Origin of the sequence: Streptomyces sp. ITFR-6, from assembly GCF_031844725.1 — a bacterium.
Lineage (GTDB): Bacteria > Actinomycetota > Actinomycetes > Streptomycetales > Streptomycetaceae > Streptomyces.
The window spans coordinates 7,424,692-7,448,300 of sequence record NZ_CP134612.1; the positions used below are offsets into that span (position 1 = coordinate 7,424,692).

7 protein-coding genes are annotated in these 23,609 nt (G+C 71.5%); 6 read left to right on the forward strand and 1 reads right to left on the reverse strand.

The window, feature by feature from the left end; genetic code table 11:
* Positions 1-115: 115 nt before the first annotated feature.
* Positions 116-397 carry a hypothetical protein gene (locus tag RLT59_RS33765; protein WP_311306902.1) on the reverse strand — a complete coding sequence of 94 codons (282 nt, stop codon included), beginning with the start codon at positions 395-397 and terminating at the stop codon, positions 116-118.
* Positions 398-763: 366 nt separating this feature from the next.
* On the opposite strand from RLT59_RS33765, the gene RLT59_RS33770 reads away from it, so the two are divergent.
* From RLT59_RS33770 to RLT59_RS33795, 6 genes are all read left to right on the forward strand, one after another.
* Positions 764-1,111: a cobalamin B12-binding domain-containing protein gene (locus RLT59_RS33770; RefSeq protein ID WP_399126554.1), complete on the forward strand. Its 348-nt coding sequence runs from the start codon at positions 764-766 to the stop codon at positions 1,109-1,111.
* The gene (locus RLT59_RS33775) at positions 1,108-2,505 is read left to right on the forward strand and encodes a methylaspartate mutase (protein WP_311306904.1); all 1,398 of its coding nucleotides are present in this window, start codon (positions 1,108-1,110) and stop codon (positions 2,503-2,505) included. The genes RLT59_RS33770 and RLT59_RS33775 overlap by 4 nt, the downstream gene beginning before the upstream one ends.
* Positions 2,502-3,518: an asparagine synthetase A gene (locus RLT59_RS33780; RefSeq protein ID WP_311306905.1), complete on the forward strand. Its 1,017-nt coding sequence runs from the start codon at positions 2,502-2,504 to the stop codon at positions 3,516-3,518. Before RLT59_RS33775 ends, RLT59_RS33780 begins: the two co-directional genes overlap by 4 nt.
* Positions 3,515-4,777, forward strand: a complete 1,263-nt coding sequence (locus tag RLT59_RS33785; protein ID WP_311306906.1) for a glutamate synthase-related protein — start codon at positions 3,515-3,517, stop codon at positions 4,775-4,777. The genes RLT59_RS33780 and RLT59_RS33785 overlap by 4 nt, the downstream gene beginning before the upstream one ends.
* Positions 4,778-4,934: 157 nt before the next feature.
* Positions 4,935-16,316 carry a non-ribosomal peptide synthetase gene (locus RLT59_RS33790; protein ID WP_311306907.1) on the forward strand — a complete coding sequence of 3,794 codons (11,382 nt, stop codon included), beginning with the start codon at positions 4,935-4,937 and terminating at the stop codon, positions 16,314-16,316.
* Complete coding sequence (locus RLT59_RS33795) at positions 16,313-23,398, forward strand: non-ribosomal peptide synthetase (protein WP_311306908.1); 7,086 nt, start codon at positions 16,313-16,315, stop codon at positions 23,396-23,398. Before RLT59_RS33790 ends, RLT59_RS33795 begins: the two co-directional genes overlap by 4 nt.
* Positions 23,399-23,609 lie beyond the last annotated feature (211 nt).

Sequence of the window (23,609 nt, forward strand, 5' to 3'; positions counted from 1 at the left end):
GACTGACTGCTTCGTCGCCTGTTGTTCTGTCGTCGCCTGTATCAAAGGCTAGGAGCCGCCGACCGGTTCGCCGGGCAGAAGCCCAGGCAGATCGGCGGCACCACGCGGCGCGGGATCAGGCGGGAACACGGGCCGTCCGGTGCGCGTACGTCAGGGCGACCCCGGTGGCCACGGTCGCCGCACGCACCGCGCCGAGCGCCTCGCGCACCAGTTCCGACCGCTCCGCCGGCATCGCCTCCGACCCGGTCTGACCGGCACGGACGATGTTCACCGCCGCTTCGAGCACGGCGACCTGCGCCTCACCGAGCGCCTCCCGCCGGTCGACCCTCTCCCGAACCTGTGCCAGGACGTCCGCGAGCACGTCCGCCGCCCGGACGCTGTGGCCGGTCTCTGCCATGTCATGACTCCTCGGTCGTTCGCCGGCGGTGTGCACAGGGCCGGGCGCTGAATTCTGCGGGCGCAGTCCGGCCAGTCTCACGCCCCGACACCCGCCCGGCACGGCACTGTCGGTCAACTGCTGCTGTCCTGCCGCCCAGTTGCCGCCGGTCACGCCGGATTCGGCTCCGCGGCGAATCTACGTTGGTCATCGAAAGGAAGTTCAGGCCACGTCTGGACCTCTTTCTCCCCCTGTCATCCAATGATGTGGACGAAGCGAACAATGAAGCCTGCGGAATGGGCGGCTCGTCATCGATCCGGGCCGCTGGATGTTGTTGTCACCGGACTGCCATCCGATGCGCACACCTGGAATCTCATCTACATCCAATTGCTGCTCGAAGACCTCGGGCACAAGGTCGTCAATCTGGGTTCCTGCGTGCCCGAGGACGAGATCGTCGAGTCCTGCTGCAAGTTCCAGCCCGACCTGCTGGTCGTCAGCAGCGTCAACGGACACGGCTTCAACGACGCGCAGCCGCTGATCGGGGCCATCCGGGCGCGCTGGGAGCTGACCGGCCTGCCCGCCGTCATCGGCGGCAAGCTCGGTGTCGCGGGCGGCGGGGAGAAGGAGGCCGACGTCCTCAGGAGGGCCGGGTTCGACGCGGTCTTCCAGGACGGCGTCGACCTCACCGCCTTCGAGTCCTACGTCGGCTCACTGCCCAGGGAGGTGGAACGATGACCCCGCAGACCCTCGCGGCAGCCCCGGACAGCCGCACCACCGTGCACCGGCGCCCGCTCTCCTTCGGCCGCTTCGTGGCCGAGGCCCAGAACCGGGGCGCCCTGGTCGTACAGCCCCGCATGGGCTTCTCCGGACCCGCCCTGATGCGGGCCGGACTGCTGGCCACCAAGGGCGCCGCCGACGCGGTCGTCGGCACCATGACGATCGACAGTTACACGCGGGTGAGCGACGAGGCGTCCGCGGTCCGCGCCCTGAACAGCGGCGTCCCGCTCAACGGGTTCCCCATCACCTCCTACAGCCCCCACACCTCGCACTGGGTCCTGGACGGTGTCCGGGACGCCGGATTCCCGGTCCAGATCCGGCACGGCTCCGCACGCCCCCAGCGGATCGTCACCGCACTGGCCAGGCTCGGCCTGGACGCGACGGAGGGCGGCCCGGTCTCCTACTGCCTGCCCTACGGCCGCACCCCGCTCCTGGACTCCGTACGCAACTGGCAGGAGAGCTGCGAGTTCCTGGCCGGTCTGCGCGCCACCGGGGCGGAACCGCACCTGGAGACCTTCGGCGGCTGCATGCTCGGGCAGCTCTGCCCGCCCGGACTCCTCGTCGCGATCAGCGCCCTGGAGGCGCTCTTCTTCCACCGTGCCGGACTGCGCAGCATCTCGCTCAGCTACGCCCAGCAGACCAACGCCGCGCAGGACCGCGACGCGGTGCACGCGCTGCGCCGGCTGGCCGGCGAGTTCCTGCCGGACACCGACTGGCACATCGTCCTCTACACCTACATGGGCCTCTACCCGCAGACCCGCAGCGGCTCCCTGGACCTCCTGGAGCGCTCGGCCGAACTGGCCGTGGAGACCGGGGCGGCCCGGCTGATCGTGAAGACGGTCGCCGAAGCACACCGCATCCCGACGGTGGCGGAGAACGTCGAGGCGCTGCGGGTCGCCGCACGCGCCGCGGCCCGGCACCGGGCGGCGGCCGGTCCCGGAATCCTGCCGGACCCGCCCGCCGCCGCCGACAACGCCGTCTACGCGGAGGCCCGCGCCCTGGTGGAAGCCGTGCTGAACCTCGACGGCGACCTGGGCCAGGCGCTGCTGAAGGCCTTCGCCCGCGGCTACCTCGACGTCCCCTTCTGCCTGCACCCCGACAACGCGGGCCGCTCCCGGAGCCGCATCGACGGCTCGGGCCGCCTCACCTGGTCCGAGATCGGGGCGATGCCCCTGGGGCCCGTCCGCGACCGGGGCCGACGGCTGACCGCCGCCGGGCTGTTCGACGCCCTGTCCTTCGTGCAGCGCCGGCACGACCGCACCCTTCCCTCGTCCCTCTCCCGCACCCCGCTTCCCTCGGCGGCCCGTCGACCGGCGGCCCATCGGCAGCACACCCAGGAGGTAGCACCATGACCAGCACGAGTGCCGAGCCCCGCGCCCGCGTCGCGCCCACGTTCCCGGTCTCTCCCGACCAGCACCTGATGGCAGAGCCGACCCGGGCGACCCTGCGGGTGCAGAGCCGCATGCTCGCGGCGACCCGCGCCTTCCTGACCGGTCAGGGGTTCCAGGAACTGCTGCCACCGGTCATCGGACCGGTCACCGACCCCGGGATCCGGGGCTCCAAGCAGGTGGACATCGACTTCTACGGCCACAAGTACAAGCTGATGACCAGCGCGATCCTCTACAAGCAGGCCTCCCTGATGGCCTTCGAGAAGATCTTCTACATCGCGCCCAACGTGCGCCTGGAACCGCTGGAGACGGCCGTCACCCACCGCCACCTCGCGGAGTTCCACCAGATAGACGTGGAGATCCGCGACGCCGGCCGCGAGGACGCGATGGAGCTGGCCGAGCGGCTCGTGGCGCACGTCGTCGACGAGGTCGTCCGCGAGATGCCCGGCGACCTGGAGCTCCTGGGCCGGGACCGGGACGCGTTCCGGGAGGTGGTCCGGGGGGCGTTCGCCCGCACCACGCACCAGGAGGCCACCGCGGACCTGGTGGCGCTCGGCCACCCGCAGGACCCGGGCGCCGAGATCGACTGGGAGGGGGAGGAGATCCTCTCCGCGAAGACCAGCCGCCCGTTCTTCGTCGTCGACTACCCCAAGGGCTCGCGCGGCTTCTATGACCAGGAGGACGCCGAACGCCCCGGCATCCTGCGCAACTTCGACCTGATCGCCCCCGAGGGCTACGGGGAGCTGGCCAGCGGCAGCGAGCGCGAACACGACTACGCGGCCCTGGTCACCCGGATGCGCGAGACCGGCGAGAACCCCGCGAAGTACGGCTGGTACCTCGACCTGGCCCGCCGAGGCATCCCCGCCAGCTCGGGCTTCGGCATCGGCCTGGAGCGCTTCACCCGGTACGTCACCGGACGCACCGCCGCCTGGGAGGCCAGCGCCTACCCGAAGCTCCCCGGAGTGGTGTCGGCATGAGCGTACTGAGCGCCGAAGGCTTTCCCGAGGAACAGGTGCGGCACCGGGCCAGGGCCGGAGCGGCGGCGGTCTTCCCCGCCCTGGAGTCGTACGGCAGCAGCCTGCTGGGCGCGATCCCGGCCGGCCACGACCCGCAGGACCTGCTGGAGCGGGCCAGGATCGTCCCCCCGGTGTTCATGCCGGAACGGCTGAAGAAGCTCATAGACCTGGCCCGTGAACCGCTCTACACCGATGTCGAACTCGGCACGTCCGTCGGCGGGTTCGCCTCCCGGCTGCCGTTGTACGTCTCCGCGTTCGGCTCGACCCAGGTCGCCAGCCACGACCTGGGCGAGGCCGCCGGACGCCAGGCCGGACAGCTCGGCATCCCGATGGTCATCGGGGAGAACGTGGTGCCGGTCAACGGCTACCGCGCCGCCTCCGACTCCGCGACCTCCCCGCTGCTCGGCCGGATCGCCGCCTACACCGCCGCCGCCGACGACGAGCACGGCGGAGTGGTGGTCCAGCAGTCCACGGAGGACGCGGACGCCGAGGTGTGGAACCTCGTCTACAGCGACCCGGTCTCCGAACCGCTGCTCGCCACCGGCCGGCTCGCCTTCGAACTGAAGGTCGGCCAGGGTGCGAAGCCGGGACTCGGCGGCCTGACCGTCCTGGGCCGCGAGGCCGGCGGCAGGGTCGCGGAACAGTACGCCATGGACGCGGTGTTCGGCCCGGACAGTGACTCCGTCCTGCGGATCAGCAGCCCCGGCACCTTCACGGAGGAGATCCTGCGCCAGCAGATCCGGCTGATGCGCAACAACTTCCCGCGCGTGAAGGTGTGGGTGAAACTGCACCCCGGGCGTGACATCGCCCTCGCGGCCGCCACCGCCTGGGCGGCCGGCGCCGACTCCGTCACGGTGGACGGGGCGGAGGGCGGCACCGCCTGGGCGCCGACCGGCTTCCTCGGCCAGGTGGGACTCCCGCTCGGCGAGTGCCTCACCCGCATCGGGCCCACGGACCACTGCCTGCTCGCCAGCGGGCGGATCTGGGAGGGCGGCAGAGCCGCGAAGGCCCTGGCGCTCGGCGCCCGCGCCGTCGGCCTCGGCCGGGCCGCGCTCCTCGCCGTCGACGAGGACGCCGACGCCGGGCTGGTCCGGCTGGCCGAGAGCATCGCACTGGAGCTCCGGCTGCTGATCAGCTCCGTCGGCAAGTACCACGCGAACGCACTGGAAGCGGACGACATCCTGCTCCCCGCCGACGCGGCGGCGTCCCGCACCGGCTGATTCCCCGCCCCGCCGGCGCGGCGGTGGCGTCCGCACCCGCCGACTCCCGGCCCCGCCGCACGACTTCGCATCAATCCGCACGTCATCCACCGTGGCTCCGTCGGTCTCCCGGCACGCCGCGAGACCACGAGATCCGAGCTACCAAGAAGGTGTCGAGATGTCCCAGCCGCAAGCAGACCCAGCCCTCTCCCTCGGCGTCGGCGAACCCGCGCACGTCCCCGCGCACGTCGCCACGTACAACAGCACGGCGGAGGACCTTCCCGAGGGTGCGCTGCACACGCTCTTCGCCGCGCAGGCCGCCCGCACCCCGGAGGCCGTCGCCCTCGTCCACGAGGACCGAGGTCTCACCTACCGGGAGCTGGACGGCGCGGCCAACGCACTCGCGCACCGGCTCGTCACCGACGGCCTGCGGCCCGGCGACGCCGTCGGACTTCTCTTCGACCGCTCGGTCGCCTACGTCATCACGGTCCTCGCCGTGCTCAAGAGCGGCTGCGTCTACGTTCCCCTCGACCCCCGCCAGCCCGCCGAGCGGCTCAGCTGGATCCTCGACAACACCGGCGCCACCCTCCTGGTGACCGACCGGACCGCCGGGGAGACGGACTTCGCCGCCGGCCTGCCCACCCTGCGGCTCGACGACCGGAGCGCCACCGCCGACACCGCGCCCACGGCGCCCGATGTCACGGTCCACCCCGACCAGCCGCTGTACATCATGTTCACCTCGGGCTCCAGCGGCACCCCCAAGGGCGTCGTCAACACCCACCGCAACGTCGTCGAACTGGCCCTCGACCCCGGCTTCGGCGCCCAGGCCCATCAGCGTGTGCTCGCCTACTCGCCGCTGCCCTTCGACTCCTCCACCTACGAACTCTGGGTCCCGCTGCTCCGAGGCGGACTGGCCGTCATCCTGTCCGCCCCGAAGATCGACATCGGTGAGCTGGCCGAAGCCATCACCCGCAACGACGTGACCGCCGCCTACTTCACGACCGCCCTCTTCGACGCCATGGCCGGCGAGGCGATCGACGCGCTCAAGCAGCTGCGCGAGATCTGGACCGGCGGCGACGTCCTGTCCGGGGTCGCCCTCCAACGCGCCCTCGACCACTGCCCGGACACCACGTTCGTCCACGTCTACGGCCCCACAGAGGCAACGGTCTTCTGCAGCTACCAGGCCTTCACCCCCGAGACCCGCACCCTCGACCGGCTGCACCTCGGCATCCCGATGGCCAACACCGCGATGTACGTCCTGGACGCCGGACTGCGCCACACCGCCCCCGGCGAGACCGGGGAACTTTACGTCGCCGGACCGCACCTCGCCCAGGGCTACGGCCGGCTCCCGGCCATGACCGCCGAACGGTTCACCGCCAACCCGTACGGACCCGCCGGCAGCCGCATGTACCGCACCGGCGACCTGGCCGCCTGGAACGAGCACGGCGAGATCGTCTTCCTGGGCCGCGCGGACCAGCAGGTCAAGCTCCGCGGCAACCGCATCGAACTAGGCGAGATCGAGACCGTGCTCGTCCGCCACCCCTCCGTCGCCCAGGCCGCGGTCATCGTCCGCGAGGACCGGCCCGGCGACAAACGCCTGGTGGCCTACGCCGTACCGGCGGAAGCCGGGGTTCTGGACGGGGCCGAACTCCTCCGCCACGTGGGCGAACAGCTCGTCGAGTACATGGTGCCCTCGGCCGTCGTACCGCTGGGAGCCCTGCCGCTGACCCCCAACGGCAAGCTGGACCGGCGCGCACTGCCCGCCCCCCGAGCGAACGCCGCAAGCAACGGCCGGGCCGCCCGCAACCCCGTCGAGGAGGTCCTCTGCGGGCTGTTCGCCCACTCCCTCGGCCTCCCGTCGATCGGCATCGACGATGACTTCTTCGCGGTCGGTGGCCACTCACTGCTCGCCACCCGGCTGGTGAGCCGGGTGCGCGGCGTCCTCGACGTCGAGCTGACGCTACGGCAGTTCTTCGAGTACCCGACCGTGGCGCTGCTCGCGGAGTACGTCGCCACGGGCGGCGGCGAGCCCGCCCGCCCGGCTCTGACGGAGCAGGCGCGGCCCGAGCCGATGCCGCTCTCGGCGGCCCAGCAGCGGCTCTGGTTCCTCGACCAGCTGGAGGGCCCGTCGGCCACCTACAACATCCCGCTCGCCGTCCGGGTGCGCGGCGAACTCGACGTCACCGCACTGGAAGCGGCGTTCACCGATGTCGCGGGACGGCACGAGAGCCTGCGCACCGTCTTCGGCCAGGCCGAGGGCCGGACCTACCAGCGGATCCTGCCCGCCGACAGCGTCCGGGTCGAGCTGCCGCTCACCACCGCCACCGAGGAGACCGTGGCCGCGCTGCTCACCGCCGAGTCGGAGCGCGTCTTCGACCTGGCGGCCGATCTGCCTTTCCGCGCCCGCCTGTTCAGCCTCGGCACGCAGGAGTACGTACTCCTGGTGGTGATGCACCACATCGTCTCCGACGGCTGGTCCTACCAGCCGCTCATGCGCGACCTGAGCACCGCGTACGCGACCCGCTCCCGCGGCGAGCGACCCGCCTGGGACCCGCTGCCCGCCCAGTACGCGGACTACGCCCTCTGGCACCGAGGCGTCCTCGGTGACCCGGCGGACCGGGACAGCGTCTCGGCCCGGCAACTCGATTACTGGAAGCAGACGTTGGCCGAGCTCCCGGAGGAGGCCAACCTGCCCGCCGTCCGGCAGCGGCCGGCCGTCGCCTCCTACCGGGGTGCCACACACACCGTGCACTGCTCCGAGACCGCGCACACCGCGCTCGCCGAGCTGGCGAGCGAATCGGGCGCCTCGGTTTTCATGGTGGCGCAGGCGGCGGTGTCGACCCTGCTGTCGCGGTCCGGTGCCGGGCACGACATCCCGCTCGGCTCACCGATCGCCGGACGTACGGACCAGGCCCTCGACGACCTCGTCGGGTTCTTCGTGAACACCCTGGTCCTGCGGACCGATACCAGCGGTGACCCGAGTTTCCGGGAGCTGCTGACCCGGGTCCGGGAGACCGACCTCGCCGCCTGGGCCAACCAGGACCTGCCGTTCGACCGGCTGGTGGAGGCACTCAACCCGGACCGCTCGGCAGCCCGGCACCCGCTGTTCCAGGTGATGCTGACGCTCACGGATGCGGCCACCCCGACACTCGTCGCCGGGGGCCTGGACACCGAGTCGGAGTTCACCTGGCTGCGATTCGCCAAGTTCGACCTGACGTTCTCGTTCGCGGAGCATCGGACGGATGAGGGCCGGCCGGGTGGGCTGGACATCACGATCGAGTATGCGACTGATCTGTATGACGCGCGGTCGGTGGAGTTGGCGGGTGAGCGTCTGGTGCGGTTGCTGGAGGGTGCGGCGTCGGCTCCGGATGTGCCGGTGGGTGAGCTGGAGCTGTTGTCCGCGGGCGAGCGTGAGGTGTTGTTGGGGGGGTGGTCGGGTGAGGTGACCGGTTCTCCGGGTGTGGGGCTCGGGGCGTTGTTCGCGGCGCAGGTGGCGCGGACGCCGGATGCGGTGGCGGTGGTGGGTGAGGGGCGTGAGCTTTCCTACCGAGAGCTGGATGCGCTGGCGAATGCTGCGGCGCGTGGGTTGATGGGTGAGGGGGTGCGGCCGGGGGGTCGGGTGGCGTTGTTCCTGGAGCGCTCGGTGAGTGCTGTGGTGATGACGTTGGCGGTGGTGAAGGCGGGTGCGGTGTATGTGCCGCTGGATACCCGTTATCCGGCTGATCGGGTGGAGTTGATTGTTGGGCAGTCGGGTGTGTCGCATGTGGTGACGGACCGGGACGCGGGTGTGTGGACGGTGCCGGCCGGTGTGCGGGTGCTGAGTCCGGGGTTGGTCTCCGACGGGGTGGGTGATGGCTCCGATCCGGCGGTGGTCGTGCATGCGGATCAGCCGGTGTACGCGATGTTCACGTCCGGTTCGACGGGGGTGCCGAAGGGTGTCGCGGTCACGCACCGCAACGTCGCGGATCTGGCGGCGCAGACGATGTACGCGAACGGTGCGCACAGCCGGGTGCTGTTCCACTCCGCGATGGCGTTCGACGCGTCCACGTACGAGATGTGGGTGCCCTGGCTGAACGGCGGCACCCTCGTCGTCGCCCCCGCAGGACACCTGGCCCCGGCCGACTACCAGCGGCTGTTGGCCGAACACGGCATTACCTCGCTGTGGCTGACGGCGGGGCTGTTCCGGGTGATGGCGGAGGAGGTTCCGGAGGCGTTCGCCGGGGTGCGTGAGGTGTGGGCCGGTGGTGATGTGGTGCCGCCGGAGGCGGTGCGCCGGGTCATGGACCGGTGCCCGGAGGTGACCGTGGTGAACGGTTACGGTCCGACGGAGACCACCACCTTCGCCACCACCCACCGCATCCACCGCCCCCTGGACTACGCGGGCGCGATCCCGATCGGGGAGCCGCTGGACAACCACCGGGTGTACGTCCTGGACGAGGGGCTGCGGCTGGTCGCTCCGGGTACCCCCGGCGAGCTGTATATCGCGGGTGCCGGTCTGGCGCAGGGCTATCTGGACCGGCCGTCGCTGACCGCTGACCGGTTCGTCGCTGATCCGTACGGTCCCGCCGGTACGCGGATGTACCGGACCGGTGACCTGGTCCGCTGGAACGCCGAGGGTTCGGTGGAGTACCTGGGGCGTGCCGACCAGCAGGTCAAGCTGCGCGGCTTCCGCATCGAACCCGGCGAGATCGAGACGGCGTTGAGCGCCCAGGAGGGCGTGGGCCAGGCTGCCGTCGTCGTCCGCGAGGACCGGCCGGGCGACAAGCGCCTGGTCGCCTATCTCGTCGCCGCCGGCCTTGCCCGCATCGACACAGAGGCCGTGCGCCGCGCGCTCGCCGGCATCCTCCCCGAGTACATGGTCCCGTCCGCCTTCGTGGTCCTGGACGAGATCCCGCTCACCGTCAACGGCAAGGTCGACCGACGCGCCCTGCCCGCACCGCAGACCGCCAACGACACCACCGGGCGCGCACCCCGCGGACCGGGCGAGGAAGTGCTGTGCGGCCTCTTCGCGGAGGTTCTCGGACTGACCTCGGTCACCATCGACGACCACTTCTTCCACCTCGGCGGGCACTCCCTGCTCGCCACCCGTCTCATCAGCCGCATCCGGCAGACCTTCGGCGTCCAGATCACCGTCAGGGACCTCTTCCAGGGCCCGACGGTCGCCGCTCTGGCCGAGTACGTCGAAGCGGGCGGCGAGCAGCAGGCCGTACAGCGCCCCGCCCTGCGGCAGGCCGACCGGCCCGAGCGGGTACCGCTCTCCTCGGCCCAACAGCGCCTCTGGTTCCTGCACCACCTGGAGGGCCCGTCCGCGACGTACAACATTCCGCTGTCGCTGCGCCTCAAGGGCGTACTCGACACGCAGGCCCTTCAGCTCTCGCTCACCGACCTGGTGGTCAGGCACGAGTCGCTGCGCACCCTCTTCGGCATGGCGGACGACGCCGCATATCAGTGGCAGCTCCCGGCGGCCGAGGTCGAGGTGGCGCTGCCCGTCGTCGCGGCGGCCGAGGAGACGCTGAAGGCGCAACTCAGCGATCACGCGGCCCGCAGCTTCGCTCTCGAATCCGAACTGCCCTTCCGAGCGGTCCTGTTCGCGCTCGGGAGCGAGGAGCACGTCCTGCTGGTGGTCATGCACCACATCGCCTCCGACGGCTGGTCCACCACCCCGCTGCTGCGGGACCTCACGGCCGCCTACACGGCACGGACCCGGGGCGACGCGCCCGACTGGGAGCCGCTGCCGGTCCAGTACGCCGACTACACCCTCTGGCAGCGGGAACTGCTCGCGGCGGACGGGGAGCGGCAGGCGGAGTTCTGGCGCGAGACCCTGGAGGGGCTGCCCGACGAGGCCACGCTGCCGGCCGACCGCCCCCGCCCGGCGGTGGCCACCTACCGAGGCACCACCCACAGCGTTCACGTTCCGGCGGCGTTGCACGACGCGCTGACGCGGCTGGCCCGGGAGACCGGCAGCACGCTGTTCATGGTGGCCCAGGCCGCTGTCGCGACCGCGCTGTCCCGCTCCGGCGCCGGGGAGGACATCCCGATCGGCGCCCCGATCGCGGGCCGCTCCGAACAGTCCCTCGACGACCTGGTCGGCTTCTTCGTCAACACCCTGGTCCTGCGCACGGATCTCACGGGCGACCCCGGATTCCGTGAGCTGCTGACCCGGGTACGGGACGCCGACCTGGCGGCCTGGGCCCACCAGGACCTGCCCTTCGACCGGCTGGTGGAGGCCCTCAACCCCGAGCGCTCCACCGCCCGCCACCCGCTCTTCCAGGTGGTCCTCACCCTTCAGGAGGCCGTCACCCCCACCGTCGAACTGCCGGGAATCGCCGCTGAGTCGGGCTTCACCTCGCTGGACATCTCCAAGTTCGACCTGACCTTCTCCTTCCACGAACACCGCACGGCGGCCGGCAGCCCGGCCGGGATGGACATCAGGGTCGAGTACGCCACCGACCTGTACGACGCCGGGACCGTAGAGGCGGTCACCGACCGACTGGTCCGGCTGCTGGGCGACGCCGTCGAACGCCCTGAAACCCCGGTCCGCGAGCTCGACTTCATCGGCAGCGACGAGCGGCACCAGCTGCTGGAGGGGTGGAACGGCACGATCACCGCCGCCCCCGAAGCCGGGCTCGCGGAGCTGTTCGCCGCACAGACCGCCCGCACCCCGGACGCGATCGCCGTGGTCGACGGTGTCCGGGAGCTGACCTACGCGGAGCTGGACGCGGACGCCAACCGGCTCGCCCGTCACCTCGTGGGCCTCGGCGTCGGGCCGGAGAGCGTCGTCGCCGTCCTGATGGAGCGGTCGGCGGACCTGCTCACCGGGCTCCTCGCGGTGGTCAAGGCCGGCGGCGTCTACGCCCCGCTCAACACCGCGGACCCGGACAGCCGCCTGCTGCGGATCCTCGCGGAGACCGGGGCGCCCGTCCTGCTCACGGACAAGGTGCTGGCAGAGCACCCGGTGGTGGCCAGGACCACCGCGGAGACCGTCGTGCTCGACGGGGCCTCGGGCTTCGCCCACCTTCCGTCGACGCCGCCGACCCTGCCCACCCACCCCGACCAGTGGCTGTACGTGATGTTCACGTCCGGTTCGACGGGGGTGCCGAAGGGCGTCGCGGTCACCCACCGCAATGTCGCGGACCTGGCCGCCCAGACCATGTACGCCAACGGCGCCCACACCCGGGTGCTCTTCCACTCGCCGCACACCTTCGACGCCTCGACACACGAGATCTGGGTGCCGTGGCTGAACGGTGGCGCGGTCGTCGTGGCACCCCCCGGCTACCTCGACCCCGGGACCCTGGGCGGACTGCTGACCGAGCGCGGCATTACCTCGCTGTGGCTGACGGCGGGGCTGTTCCGGGTGATGGCGGAGGAGGTTCCGGAGGCGTTCGCCGGGGTGCGTGAGGTGTGGGCCGGTGGTGATGTGGTGCCGCCGGAGGCGGTGCGCCGGGTCATGGACCGGTGCCCGGAGGTGACCGTGGTGAACGGTTACGGTCCGACGGAGACCACCACCTTCGCCACCACCCACCGCATCCACCGCCCCCTCGACTACGCGGGTGCCATCCCGATCGGGGAGCCCCTGGACAACCACCGGGCGTATGTGGTGGACGAGGGGCTGGGCCTCGTACCCCCGGGCACCCCCGGCGAGCTGTACATCGCCGGAGCCGGTCTCGCCCGTGGCTACCTCGGCCGGTCGGGCATGACGGCGGAACGCTTTGTCGCGGACCCGTTCGGTGAGCCGGGCACGCGGATGTACCGCACGGGCGACCTGGTCCGCTGGAACGCCGAGGGTTCGCTCGAATACCTGGGCCGCGCCGACCAGCAGGTCAAGCTCCGGGGCTTCCGTATCGAACTGGGCGAGATCGAGACGGCGTTGACCGCACACCCGAGTGTGGGCCAGGCGACCGTCGTCGTCCGGGAGGACCGGCCCGGCGACAAGCGCCTCGCCGCCTATCTCGTCGCCACCGAAGGCGCCCGCATCGACGTGGCAGAACTACGGGCACACGTCACGGCCGCACTGCCCGAATACATGGTCCCGGCCGCCTTCGTGGTCCTCGACGAGATTCCGCTCACGACCAACGGGAAGGTCGACCGGCGCGCCCTGCCCGCGCCTCAGATCGCGCACGCCACCAACGGACGTGCGCCGCGCACACCGCAGGAGGAAGTGCTCTGCGGTCTCTTCGCGGCCGTTCTCGGACTGCCGTCCGTCACGATCGACGACCACTTCTTCCACCGGGGCGGGCACTCGGTGCTCGGCACCCGGCTGATCAGCCGCATCCGGCGGGCGTTCGGCGTCCAGCTCGGCGTGAAGGACCTGTTCCGCAACCCGACCGTGCTCGCCCTCTCGGAGTGCGTCGCCGAGAGCAGCGGCGAACTGCCCAGGCCGGCCCTGATGCCCGAGGAGCGTCCGGAGCGCATCCCGCTCTCCTCCGCTCAGCAGCGGCTGTGGTTCCTCGACCAGATGGAAGGCCCGTCCGCCACCTACAACATCCCCCTCGCCCTGCGCCTCAAGGGTGCCCTCGACCACCGGGCGCTCCAACTGGCCCTCACCGACCTCACTACGCGCCACGAAGGCCTGCGCACCGTCTTCCCCACCCACGAGGGCACCCCGCACCAGCACGTCCTGCCCCCGGCCGACATGGAGCTGCCCCTGATCAACACCACTGAGGAGGAGCTCATCGCACGGCTGGCGGCCCTCTCGGCGGCCACCTTCGATCTGGCCGTCCAGCCGCCGATCCGCTCGCATCTGGTCTCGCTGGGCGAGCAGGAGCACATCCTGCTGGTGGTCATCCACCACATCGCCTCCGACGGCTGGTCCAACGGCCCGCTCTTCCGCGACCTGGCCACCGCCTACGAAGCCCGCACCGAGGGCGTCGCCCCCGCGTGGGAGCCGCTCCCCGTCCAGTACGCCGACTACTCGCTCTGGCAGCAACGGCTTCTGGGCAGCGACGAGGAACGCCAACTCGACTACTGGCGAGCGGTGTTGGCGGAACTGCCGGAGGAGGCCACGCTGCCGTCCGACCGGCCCAGGCCGGCCACCGCGTCCAACCGGGGCACCACCCACACCGTGCACTGCACGGCCGGGCTGCACGATTCGCTGACCACGCTGGCCCAGGACACCGGCAGCACCCTGTTCATGGTGGCGCAGGCGGCGGTGTCGACCCTGCTGTCACGGTCCGGTGCCGGGCACGACATCCCGCTCGGCTCACCCGTCGCCGGTCGCACCGACCCGGCCCTCGACGACCTCGTCGGGTTCTTCGTCAACACCCTGGTCCTGCGGACCGATACCAGCGGTGACCCGAGTTTCCGGGAGCTGCTGACCCGGGTCCGGGAGACCGACCTCGCCGCCTGGAGCCACCAGGACCTGCCGTTCGACCGGCTCGTCGAAGCCCTCAACCCCGAGCGCACCACCGCCCGGCACCCCCTCTTCCAGGTCATGCTCACCGTCGGCGACATGTCCGCAGAGGCCCCCGAACTCTCCGGCCTGGAGGCGGAGTACGAGTTCTCGAAGGTGGAGATCGCCAAGTTCGACCTCACCTTCGGCTTCGCGGAGCATCGGACGGGTGAGGGCTGGCCGGGTGGGCTGGACATCACGATCGAGTATGCGACTGATCTGTATGACGCGCGGTCGGTGGAGTTGGCGGGTGAGCGTCTGGTGCGGTTGCTGGAGGGTGCGGCGTCGGCTCCGGATGTGCCGGTGGGTGAGCTGGAGCTGTTGTCCGCGGGCGAGCGTGAGGTGTTGTTGGGGGGGTGGTCGGGTGAGGTGACCGGTTCTCCGGGTGTGGGGCTCGGGGCGTTGTTCGCGGCGCAGGTGGCGCGGACGCCGGATGCGGTGGCGGTGGTGGGTGAGGGGCGTGAGCTTTCCTACCGAGAGCTGGATGCGCTGGCGAATGCTGCGGCGCGTGGGTTGATGGGTGAGGGGGTGCGGCCGGGGGGTCGGGTGGCGTTGTTCCTGGAGCGCTCGGTGAGTGCTGTGGTGATGACGTTGGCGGTGGTGAAGGCGGGTGCGGTGTATGTGCCGCTGGATACCCGTTATCCGGCTGATCGGGTGGAGTTGATTGTTGGGCAGTCGGGTGTGTCGCATGTGGTGACGGACCGGGACGCGGGTGTGTGGACGGTGCCGGCCGGTGTGCGGGTGCTGAGTCCGGGGTTGGTCTCCGACGGGGTGGGTGATGGCTCCGATCCGGCGGTGGTCGTGCATGCGGATCAGCCGGTGTACGCGATGTTCACGTCCGGTTCGACGGGGGTGCCGAAGGGTGTCGCGGTCACGCACCGCAACGTCGCGGATCTGGCGGCGCAGACGATGTACGCGAACGGTGCGCACAGCCGGGTGCTGTTCCACTCCGCGATGGCGTTCGACGCGTCCACGTACGAGATGTGGGTGCCCTGGCTGAACGGCGGCACCCTCGTCGTCGCCCCCGCAGGACACCTGGCCCCGGCCGACTACCAGCGGCTGTTGGCCGAACACGGCATTACCTCGCTGTGGCTGACGGCGGGGCTGTTCCGGGTGATGGCGGAGGAGGTTCCGGAGGCGTTCGCCGGGGTGCGTGAGGTGTGGGCCGGTGGTGATGTGGTGCCGCCGGAGGCGGTGCGCCGGGTCATGGACCGGTGCCCGGAGGTGACCGTGGTGAACGGTTACGGTCCGACGGAGACCACCACCTTCGCCACCACCCACCGCATCCACCGCCCCCTGGACTACGCGGGCGCGATCCCGATCGGGGAGCCGCTGGACAACCACCGGGTGTACGTCCTGGACGAGGGGCTGCGGCTGGTCGCTCCGGGTACCCCCGGCGAGCTGTATATCGCGGGTGCCGGTCTGGCGCAGGGCTATCTGGACCGGCCGTCGCTGACCGCTGACCGGTTCGTCGCTGATCCGTACGGTCCCGCCGGTACGCGGATGTACCGGACCGGTGACCTGGTCCGCTGGAACGCCGAGGGTTCGGTGGAGTACCTGGGGCGTGCCGACCAGCAGGTCAAGCTGCGCGGCTTCCGCATCGAACCCGGCGAGATCGAAACCGTACTCGTCGGCCGGCCCGGCGTGGCCCAGGCCACCGTCGTCGTCCGCGAGGACCGGCCCGGCGACAAGCGCCTCGTCGCCTACCTCACCGCGGCGGACGGCGCACGGATAGAGCCAGGCGACGTACAGCGACAGGTGTCCGGGCTGCTGCCCGACTACATGGTCCCGTCCGCCTTCGTGGTCCTGGACGAGATCCCGCTCACCGTCAACGGCAAGGTCGACCGGCGCGCCCTTCCCCTACCCCAGACCGTCAACGACACCACCGGGCGCGCACCGCGTACCGCCAAGGAAGAAGTGCTCTGCGGCCTCTTCGCGGAGGTCCTCGGACTGACCTCGGTCACCATCGACGACCACTTCTTCAACCTCGGCGGACACTCCCTCCTCGCCACCCGGCTCGCCGGCCGGATCCGCACCGTACTCGGGGTCGAGCTCTCCGTGGCGACCCTCTTCGAGAACCCGATCGTGGCCACGCTCGTCGAGAAGCTCGACGGCGCCTCGGCCGCGCGGCCCAGACTTCGGCCGATGCGCCGGATGGGAGCGACCAAGTGATCCCCTTGTCCTTCGCCCAGCAGCGGCTCTGGTTCATCGCCCAGATGGAAGGGCCGTCGACCACCTACAACATCCCGCTCGCCGTGCGACTGAACGGCGAACTCGACCGCCCGGCCCTTCAGTCGGCGCTCCTGGATCTGGTCGGCAGGCACGAGAGCCTGCGGACCCTCTTCCCCGACCAGGACGGCACCCCGTATCAGCGCATCCTCGACGAGGAAGAGGTGGAGCTCGCGCTCGACGTCGTACCGGCCGACGCCACGACGCTGCCGGCCGTCCTCGCTCAGGAGTCCGCGCAGGTCTTCCACCTCGCAGAGGACCTGCCGGTCCGGGCGCGACTGATCGCTCTCGGTGAGCGGGAGCACGTCCTGCTCATCGTGATGCACCACATCGTGTCGGACGGCGGCTCGACCGCTCCGCTGCTCCAGGACCTCGCCACCGCCTATGAGGCGCGGGTCCGGGGCGCCGTGCCCGACTGGGAGCCGCTGCCGGTCCAGTACGCCGACTACACCCTCTGGCAGCAGGAGCTGCTGGGTGAGGGCGACGACCCCGAGAGCGCCGGATCACGCCAACTGGACTTCTGGCGCTCGGCCTTGGCGGACCTTCCCGAGGAAGGAACGCTGCCGGCCGACCGGCCGCGCCCCGCATCGGCCTCCTACGTGGGCGCGACCTGCGACGCCCGGCTGTCCGCCGACGTCCACACCGGTCTGACCCACCTCGCGCGGGAGTCCGGCGCCACGCTGTTCATGGCGGTCCAGGCCGCCGTCGCGACCGCCCTGTCGCGCTCCGGCGCCGGCCTCGACATCCCGATCGGCTCCCCGGTGTCCGGGCGCATCGACGAGGCGCTCGACGGGCTGGTCGGCTTCTTCGTCAACACCCTGGTGCTGCGTACGGACGTCACGGGCGACCCGAGCTTCCGCGAACTGCTCTCCAGGGTCCGCAAGACGGATCTGGCCGCCTGGGACAACCAGGATCTGCCGTTCGACCGGCTGGTCGAGGTGCTGAACCCCGAGCGCTCCGCCTCCCGCCACCCGCTGTTCCAGGTGATGCTCACCATGGGCGAGGCCGGCTCCGACGTCATCGGCTTCCCGGGGCTCGACGCCCGTACCGAGTACGGCGCACTGCAGATCGCCAAGTTCGACCTCACGTTCGGCTTCGCCGAGCACCGCACCCGCGACGGCCGCCCGGACGGTCTCGACATCACCATCGAGTACGCCACTGACCTCTACGACGCCCGGACCATCGAGGCGCTCATGGCGCGCCTGAACCGGCTCCTGGAGGCCGTGGTCACCTCGCCCGACTCCCCGCTGTCCGTCCTCGACCTGCTGGGCGAGCACGAGCGGCGGCTGCTTCTGGAGGAGCGAAGCGGCGCCGTCACCGGATCGTCCGGGAAGAGCCTGGCGGAGCTGTTCGCCGCCCAGGCCGCCCGCACCCCGGACGCGATAGCCCTGGTGGACGAGGACCGCGACCTGACCTACGCCGAACTCGACGCAGCCACCAACCGGCTGGCCCACCACCTCATCGGCCTCGGGATCCGGCAGCACGACGTGGTCGCCGTCCTGATGGAGCGGTCCACCGACCTGCTCACCGCTCTCCTCGCCGTGGTCAAGGCCGGGGCCGTGTACGCCCCGCTGAACACCAGCGACCCCGACAGCCGGCTCGTCCGGATCCTCGCTGACACCCGGGCGCCGGTCCTGCTCACCGACCGGGCGCTGTCGGACCACCAGGTCGTCCTGGACGCCGACGCGCAGGTCGTCGTGCTGGGCGCCGGCATCGAGCTGGGCCACCTTCCCGCCACCGCTCCGGCCCGCTCCATCCACCCCGACCAGCCCGTCTACGCGATGTTCACCTCCGGCTCGACGGGGGTGCCGAAGGGCGTCGCGGTCACCCACCGCAACGTCGCGGACCTGGCCGCGCAGACCATGTACGCCAACGGCGCGCACCGGCGCGTGCTGTTCCACTCGCCGGCCGCCTTCGACGCCTCGACGTACGAGATCTGGGTCCCGTGGCTGAACGGCCGCACGGTCGTGGTGGCGCCGCGCGGCCACCTCGCCCCGGCCGACTACCAGCGGCTGCTGGCCGAGCACCGCGTCACCGCGCTCTGGCTGACGGCCGGGCTGTTCCGCGTGATGGCGGAGGAGGCGCCCGCGGCGTTCGCCGGGGTCAGCGAGGTGTGGGCGGGCGGCGACGTGGTGCCGCCCGAGGCGGTACGCCGGGTCATGGACCACTGCCCGGAGGTGACCGTCGTCAACGGCTACGGTCCGACGGAGACCACCACCTTCGCCACCACCCACCGCATCCACCGCCCCCTGGACCAGGCGGGAGCCATCCCGATCGGGGCGCCCCTGGACAACCACCGGGCCTACGTCCTGGACGCCGCCCTGCAACTTGCCGCGCCCGGCGCCCCCGGCGAGCTCTATGTCGCGGGGGCCGGTCTGGCGCAGGGCTACCTCAACCGCGCCACGCTGACGGCGGAGCGTTTCGTCGCTGATCCGTACGGTCCTGCCGGTACGCGGATGTACCGGACCGGTGACCTGGTCCGCTGGAACGCCGAAGGGTCGCTCGAATACCTCGGGCGTGCCGACCAGCAGGTCAAGCTGCGCGGCTTTCGTATCGAACTGGGCGAGATCGAGACGGTGTTGACCGCGCACCCGAGTGTGGGCCAGGCGACCGTCGTGGTCCGGGAGGACCGGCCCGGCGACAAGCGCCTCGCCGCCTATCTCGTCGCCACCGAAGGCGCCCGCGTCGACACCGAGGCCGTGCACCGCGAGATCTCCGGCGGACTCCCGGAGTACATGGTCCCGGCCGCCTTCGTGGTCCTCGACGAGATCCCGCTGACCGCCAACGGCAAGGTCGACCGGCGCGCCCTGCCCGCACCGCTGCTGACCGCCGACGCCGGGGGCCGCCCGCCCAGGACGCCCGCGGAAGAAGTCCTGTGCGGCCTCTTCGCGGCCGTACTCGGACTGCCGTCGGTCACCATCGACGACCACTTCTTCCGGCGCGGCGGACACTCCCTGCTCGCCACCCGCCTCATCAGCCGCATTCGTGCCGTCTGGGACACCGAGATCACCATCCGGGACCTGTTCCAGTACGCGACGGTCGCGCAGCTGGCCGAGCGGATCGCGGCCGAGGGCAGCGGGGAACAGCGGCCCGCGCTGACACCGCAGGAGCGTCCGGAGCGCGTACCGCTCTCCTCCGCCCAGCAGCGGCTGTGGTTCCTCGACCAGCTGGAAGGCCCGTCCGCCACCTACAACATCCCCCTCGCCCTGCGCCTCAGGGGCACCCTCGACCACGGGGCACTCCAACTGGCCCTCACCGACCTGATAACCCGTCACGAAGGCCTGCGTACCGTCTTCCCCACGCACGAGAGCACGCCGCACCAGCACGTGCTGCCCCCGGCCGGCCTCGACCTCCCGCTGATCGGCACCACAGAGCAGGCGCTCCCGGAGCGGCTCGCCGCCGAGGCCGCCCGCACCTTCGACCTGGCGGCCGAAATGCCCTGCCGGGCCCGGCTGTTGAGGATCGGGGAGGTGGATCACGTGCTGCTGCTCGTGATCCACCACATCGCCTCCGACGGCTGGTCCAACGGCCCGCTCTTCCGTGACCTGGCCACCGCCTACGAAGCCCGCACCGAGGGCGCGGCCCCCGCCTGGGAGCCGCTGCCGGTCCAGTACGCCGACTACACCCTCTGGCAGCAGGGGATCCTGGAGCGCGACGAGGACCGTCAGCTCGACCACTGGCGCGAGGTGCTCGCGGACCTGCCGGAGGAGGCCACCCTCCCCGCGGACCACGCCCGTCCCGCGTCCGCCTCCAACCGGGGCCGCACCCACGCCGTGCACTGCCCCGCCGAACTGCACACCGCCCTGATGTCGCTGGCCCAGGACACCGGGACCACGTTCTTCATGGTGGCCCAGGCAGCCGTCGCGACGCTCCTCGCCCGCTCCGGTGCCGGGCACGACATCCCGCTCGGCTCACCCGTCGCCGGACGCACCGACCAGAAGCTCGACGACGTCGTCGGGTTCTTCGTCAACACCCTGGTCCTGCGCACCGACACGAGCGGCGACCCGACCTTCCGGGAGCTGCTGACCCGGGTCCGGGAGACCGACCTCGCCGCCTGGGCCCACCAGGACCTGCCGTTCGACCGGCTCGTCGAAGCCCTCAACCCCGAGCGCACCACCGCCCGGCACCCCCTCTTCCAGATCATGCTCACGGTCGGGGACACCAGCAACGAGGCACCGCAACTCACCGGACTGGAGGGCGAGTTCGCTACTCCGGCTGCGTCGGTGGCCAAGTTCGACCTCACCTTCGCCTTCGCCGAGAACCGCACCGCGGACGGCCGCCCCGACGGCCTCGACATCCTGATCGAGTACACCACCGACCTCTACGAGGCACGCACCATCGAGGCCACCGCGGACCGGCTGGTCCGGCTCCTCACCGGGGCCGTGGCAACCCCCGACCTGCCGCTCGCGGAACTGGAGACCGTCTCCGAGGACGAGCACGGCCGGCTGCGGGAGTGGAGCGGCGCCCGGTCGCCCGCGCCGGACCTGGCACTCGACGCGCTGTTCGTACGGCAGGCCGCCCGCACCCCGCACTCGGTGGCGCTCGTCCACGAGGAGCAGCAGGTCACCTACCAGGAGCTGGACATCTGGTCCAACCGGCTGGCCCGCCACCTGACATCACATGGCGTCACACCGGGCAGCATCGTCGCCATCCACCTGGAGCGCTCCCCGCAGCTCATCGCCTCGCTGCTCGCCGCCCTGAAGGCCGGGGCCGGATACACGCTGCTCGACCCGCAGTTCCCGGCCGACCGGCTGAACACCGTGCTCGGCCAGACCGGACCGGCGGCGCTGGTCACCCAGGCCCATCTGACAGCCCTGTCGACCCGGGCCACCGTCGTCGACCTCACCGAGGAGATCCCCGCGATCAGCGGCCTGCCCGGGACACCGGTCGAGACGGGCGGCCACCCCGAATCCATCGCCTGCGTGATGTTCACCTCCGGTTCGACCGGACTCCCCAAGGGAGTGGCCGCCTCGCACCGGGCACTGGCCGCCACCTTCATCGGCCCCGACTACCTGGACTTCGGACCGGGCCAGACCTACCTGCAGAGCTCGCCGGTCTCCTGGGACGCGTTCGCCCTGGAGGTCTTCGGGCCCCTGCTGCACGGCGGAGTCTGCGTCCTGCAGCCGGGCCAGCACACCGACCCGCACCAGATCGCGGAACTGGTCGAACGGCACGGAGTCACCACGCTCCAGATGTCGGCGAGCCTGTTCAACCACATGCTCGACGAGCACCCGGTGGTGTTCGCCCGGATCAAGGAGGCGATGACCGCCGGTGAGGCGGCCTCGCCCGCCCACACCGCCAAGGCACTGGCCGACCACCCCCACCTCCGCCTGGTCAACGGCTACGGGCCCGCCGAGAGCATGGGCTTCACCACCGCCCACACCCTCACCGGGCCGGCGCCCGCCGTCCCGATCGGGCGGCCGATCGCCGGCAAGCACGCCTACGTCCTGGACGAGAACCTCCGGCTGCTGCCCCCGGGTGTCCCCGGTGAGCTGTACGTCGCCGGACACGGACTCGCCCACGGCTACATCGGGCAGCCCGTACTGAGCGCCGAACGCTTCGTCGCGGACCCGCACGGTGCGCCCGGCTCCCGGATGTACCGGACCGGCGACCTGGCCCGCTGGAGCCAGGACGGCGCGCTGGAGTATTTCGGCCGGGCCGACCAGCAGATCAAGTTGCGGGGCTTCCGCATCGAGCCGGGTGAGATCGAATCGGCGCTGCTGCGGCACCCCTCCCTCGCGCAGGCGGCGGTGCTGATCCGGGAGGACCGGCCCGGTGACAAGCGCCTGGTGGCCTACGTGGTGCCCACGGAGGGCAGCAGCCCCGACGCCTCCGAACTGCACAGGCACGCGGTCGCCGCACTGCCCGAGTACATGGTGCCGGCGACCATCGTGCCGCTGGACGCACTGCCCCTCACGGTCAACGGCAAGCTCGACCGCCGCGCCCTGCCCGAACCGCCGCAGTCCTCCACCGGCGGCGGCCGGGCACCGCGTACCCCGGCGGAGGAAGTCCTGTGCGGGCTCTTCGCGGCCACCCTCGGGGTGCAGTCCGTCACCATCGACGACCACTTCTTCCAACTGGGCGGCCACTCACTGCTCGCCACCCGGCTGATCGGCCGGATCCGCTCCGTCTGGGAGACCCGGGTCACCATCCGCGACCTGTTCCAGTACCCGACGCCCGCGCTGCTCGCCGAACACATCGCCTCCGACACGAGCGGCGACCCGATGGAGACGCTGCTGCCGATCCGGGCCGCGTCCCCCGAGGCCGATGAGGCCCCGCTGTTCTGCGTCCACGCGATCTCCGGGATGAGCTGGTCGTACGCCGGACTGCTCCGGCACATCGGCGGACGGCGGCCGCTGATCGGCCTCCAGGCCAAGGAGCTGACGAACCCGGCGGACCGGCCGGCCGGTATCGAGGAGATGGCCGACGGCTATGCGGCCGAGATCCGCTCGGTCCAGGCCCACGGCCCGTACCACCTGCTCGGCTGGTCGTTCGGCGGCCTCGTGGCGCACGCGGTCGCGGCCCGGCTGGAGGAGCAGGGCGAGCAGGTGGCCCTGCTGGCGCTGCTCGACTCCTACCCGCTGCCCGACGGTTTCCGGCCCCCCGCCGTCACCGGCCGCGAGGTGCTGACCGCGCTGCTCGGGGGCCGGGGCGCCGAACTCGACGTGCGGTGCGCCGACAGCGCCCCGGACGCGGCGGAGCTGGCCGCCGTACTGCGCGCGGAGGACGCGATCCTGGGCGCGCTGGACCCGGCCCAGGCCGCCTCCGTCGTCGCCGTCACGGCCGGGAACCTGGAGATGCGCTACCGGTACGTGCCACAGCGGCGGTTCGGCGGCGACGCGGTGTTCCTCAACGCCGCCCGCACTCCCGCGGAGACGACCGGAGCGGAGGCCTGGGCACCCCATGTCCTGGGCCGGGTCGAGGAGTACGACATCGACTGCGCGCACTGGGACATGACCACCGCGGAGCCGCTGCGCGAGATCGGAAAGGTGCTGGCCGAGGAGTTGCGCGGAGCGCGTCACTGATCTCCGCCGACACCGCACAGGTGCCCGGGACCGCCCACCACGGCGGTCCCGGGCACCTGTGCGTGCGCGGCCGGCCGGGGCGGCACCCCAAGTTGCCCGCGGGCTGCCGCTCATGCCGCCGGGCGGCACGTTCCGGCCTGCATAGCGTGAAGCCATCCGCAGGCCACGGTCCCGGCAACAGAAAGTCAAGGAAATGGTTGATCATTCCGGC

Excerpts from the sequence above, each read along its gene's own strand:
- RLT59_RS33765 (WP_311306902.1), bottom strand. The coding sequence starts at position 397 with ATGGCAGAGACCGGCCACAGCGTCCGGGCGGCGGACGTGCTCGCGGAC.
- RLT59_RS33775 (WP_311306904.1), top strand. The coding sequence starts at position 1,108 with ATGACCCCGCAGACCCTCGCGGCAGCCCCGGACAGCCGCACCACCGTG.
- RLT59_RS33780 (WP_311306905.1), top strand. The coding sequence starts at position 2,502 with ATGACCAGCACGAGTGCCGAGCCCCGCGCCCGCGTCGCGCCCACGTTC.
- RLT59_RS33785 (WP_311306906.1), top strand. The coding sequence starts at position 3,515 with ATGAGCGTACTGAGCGCCGAAGGCTTTCCCGAGGAACAGGTGCGGCAC.
- RLT59_RS33790 (WP_311306907.1), top strand. The coding sequence starts at position 4,935 with ATGTCCCAGCCGCAAGCAGACCCAGCCCTCTCCCTCGGCGTCGGCGAA.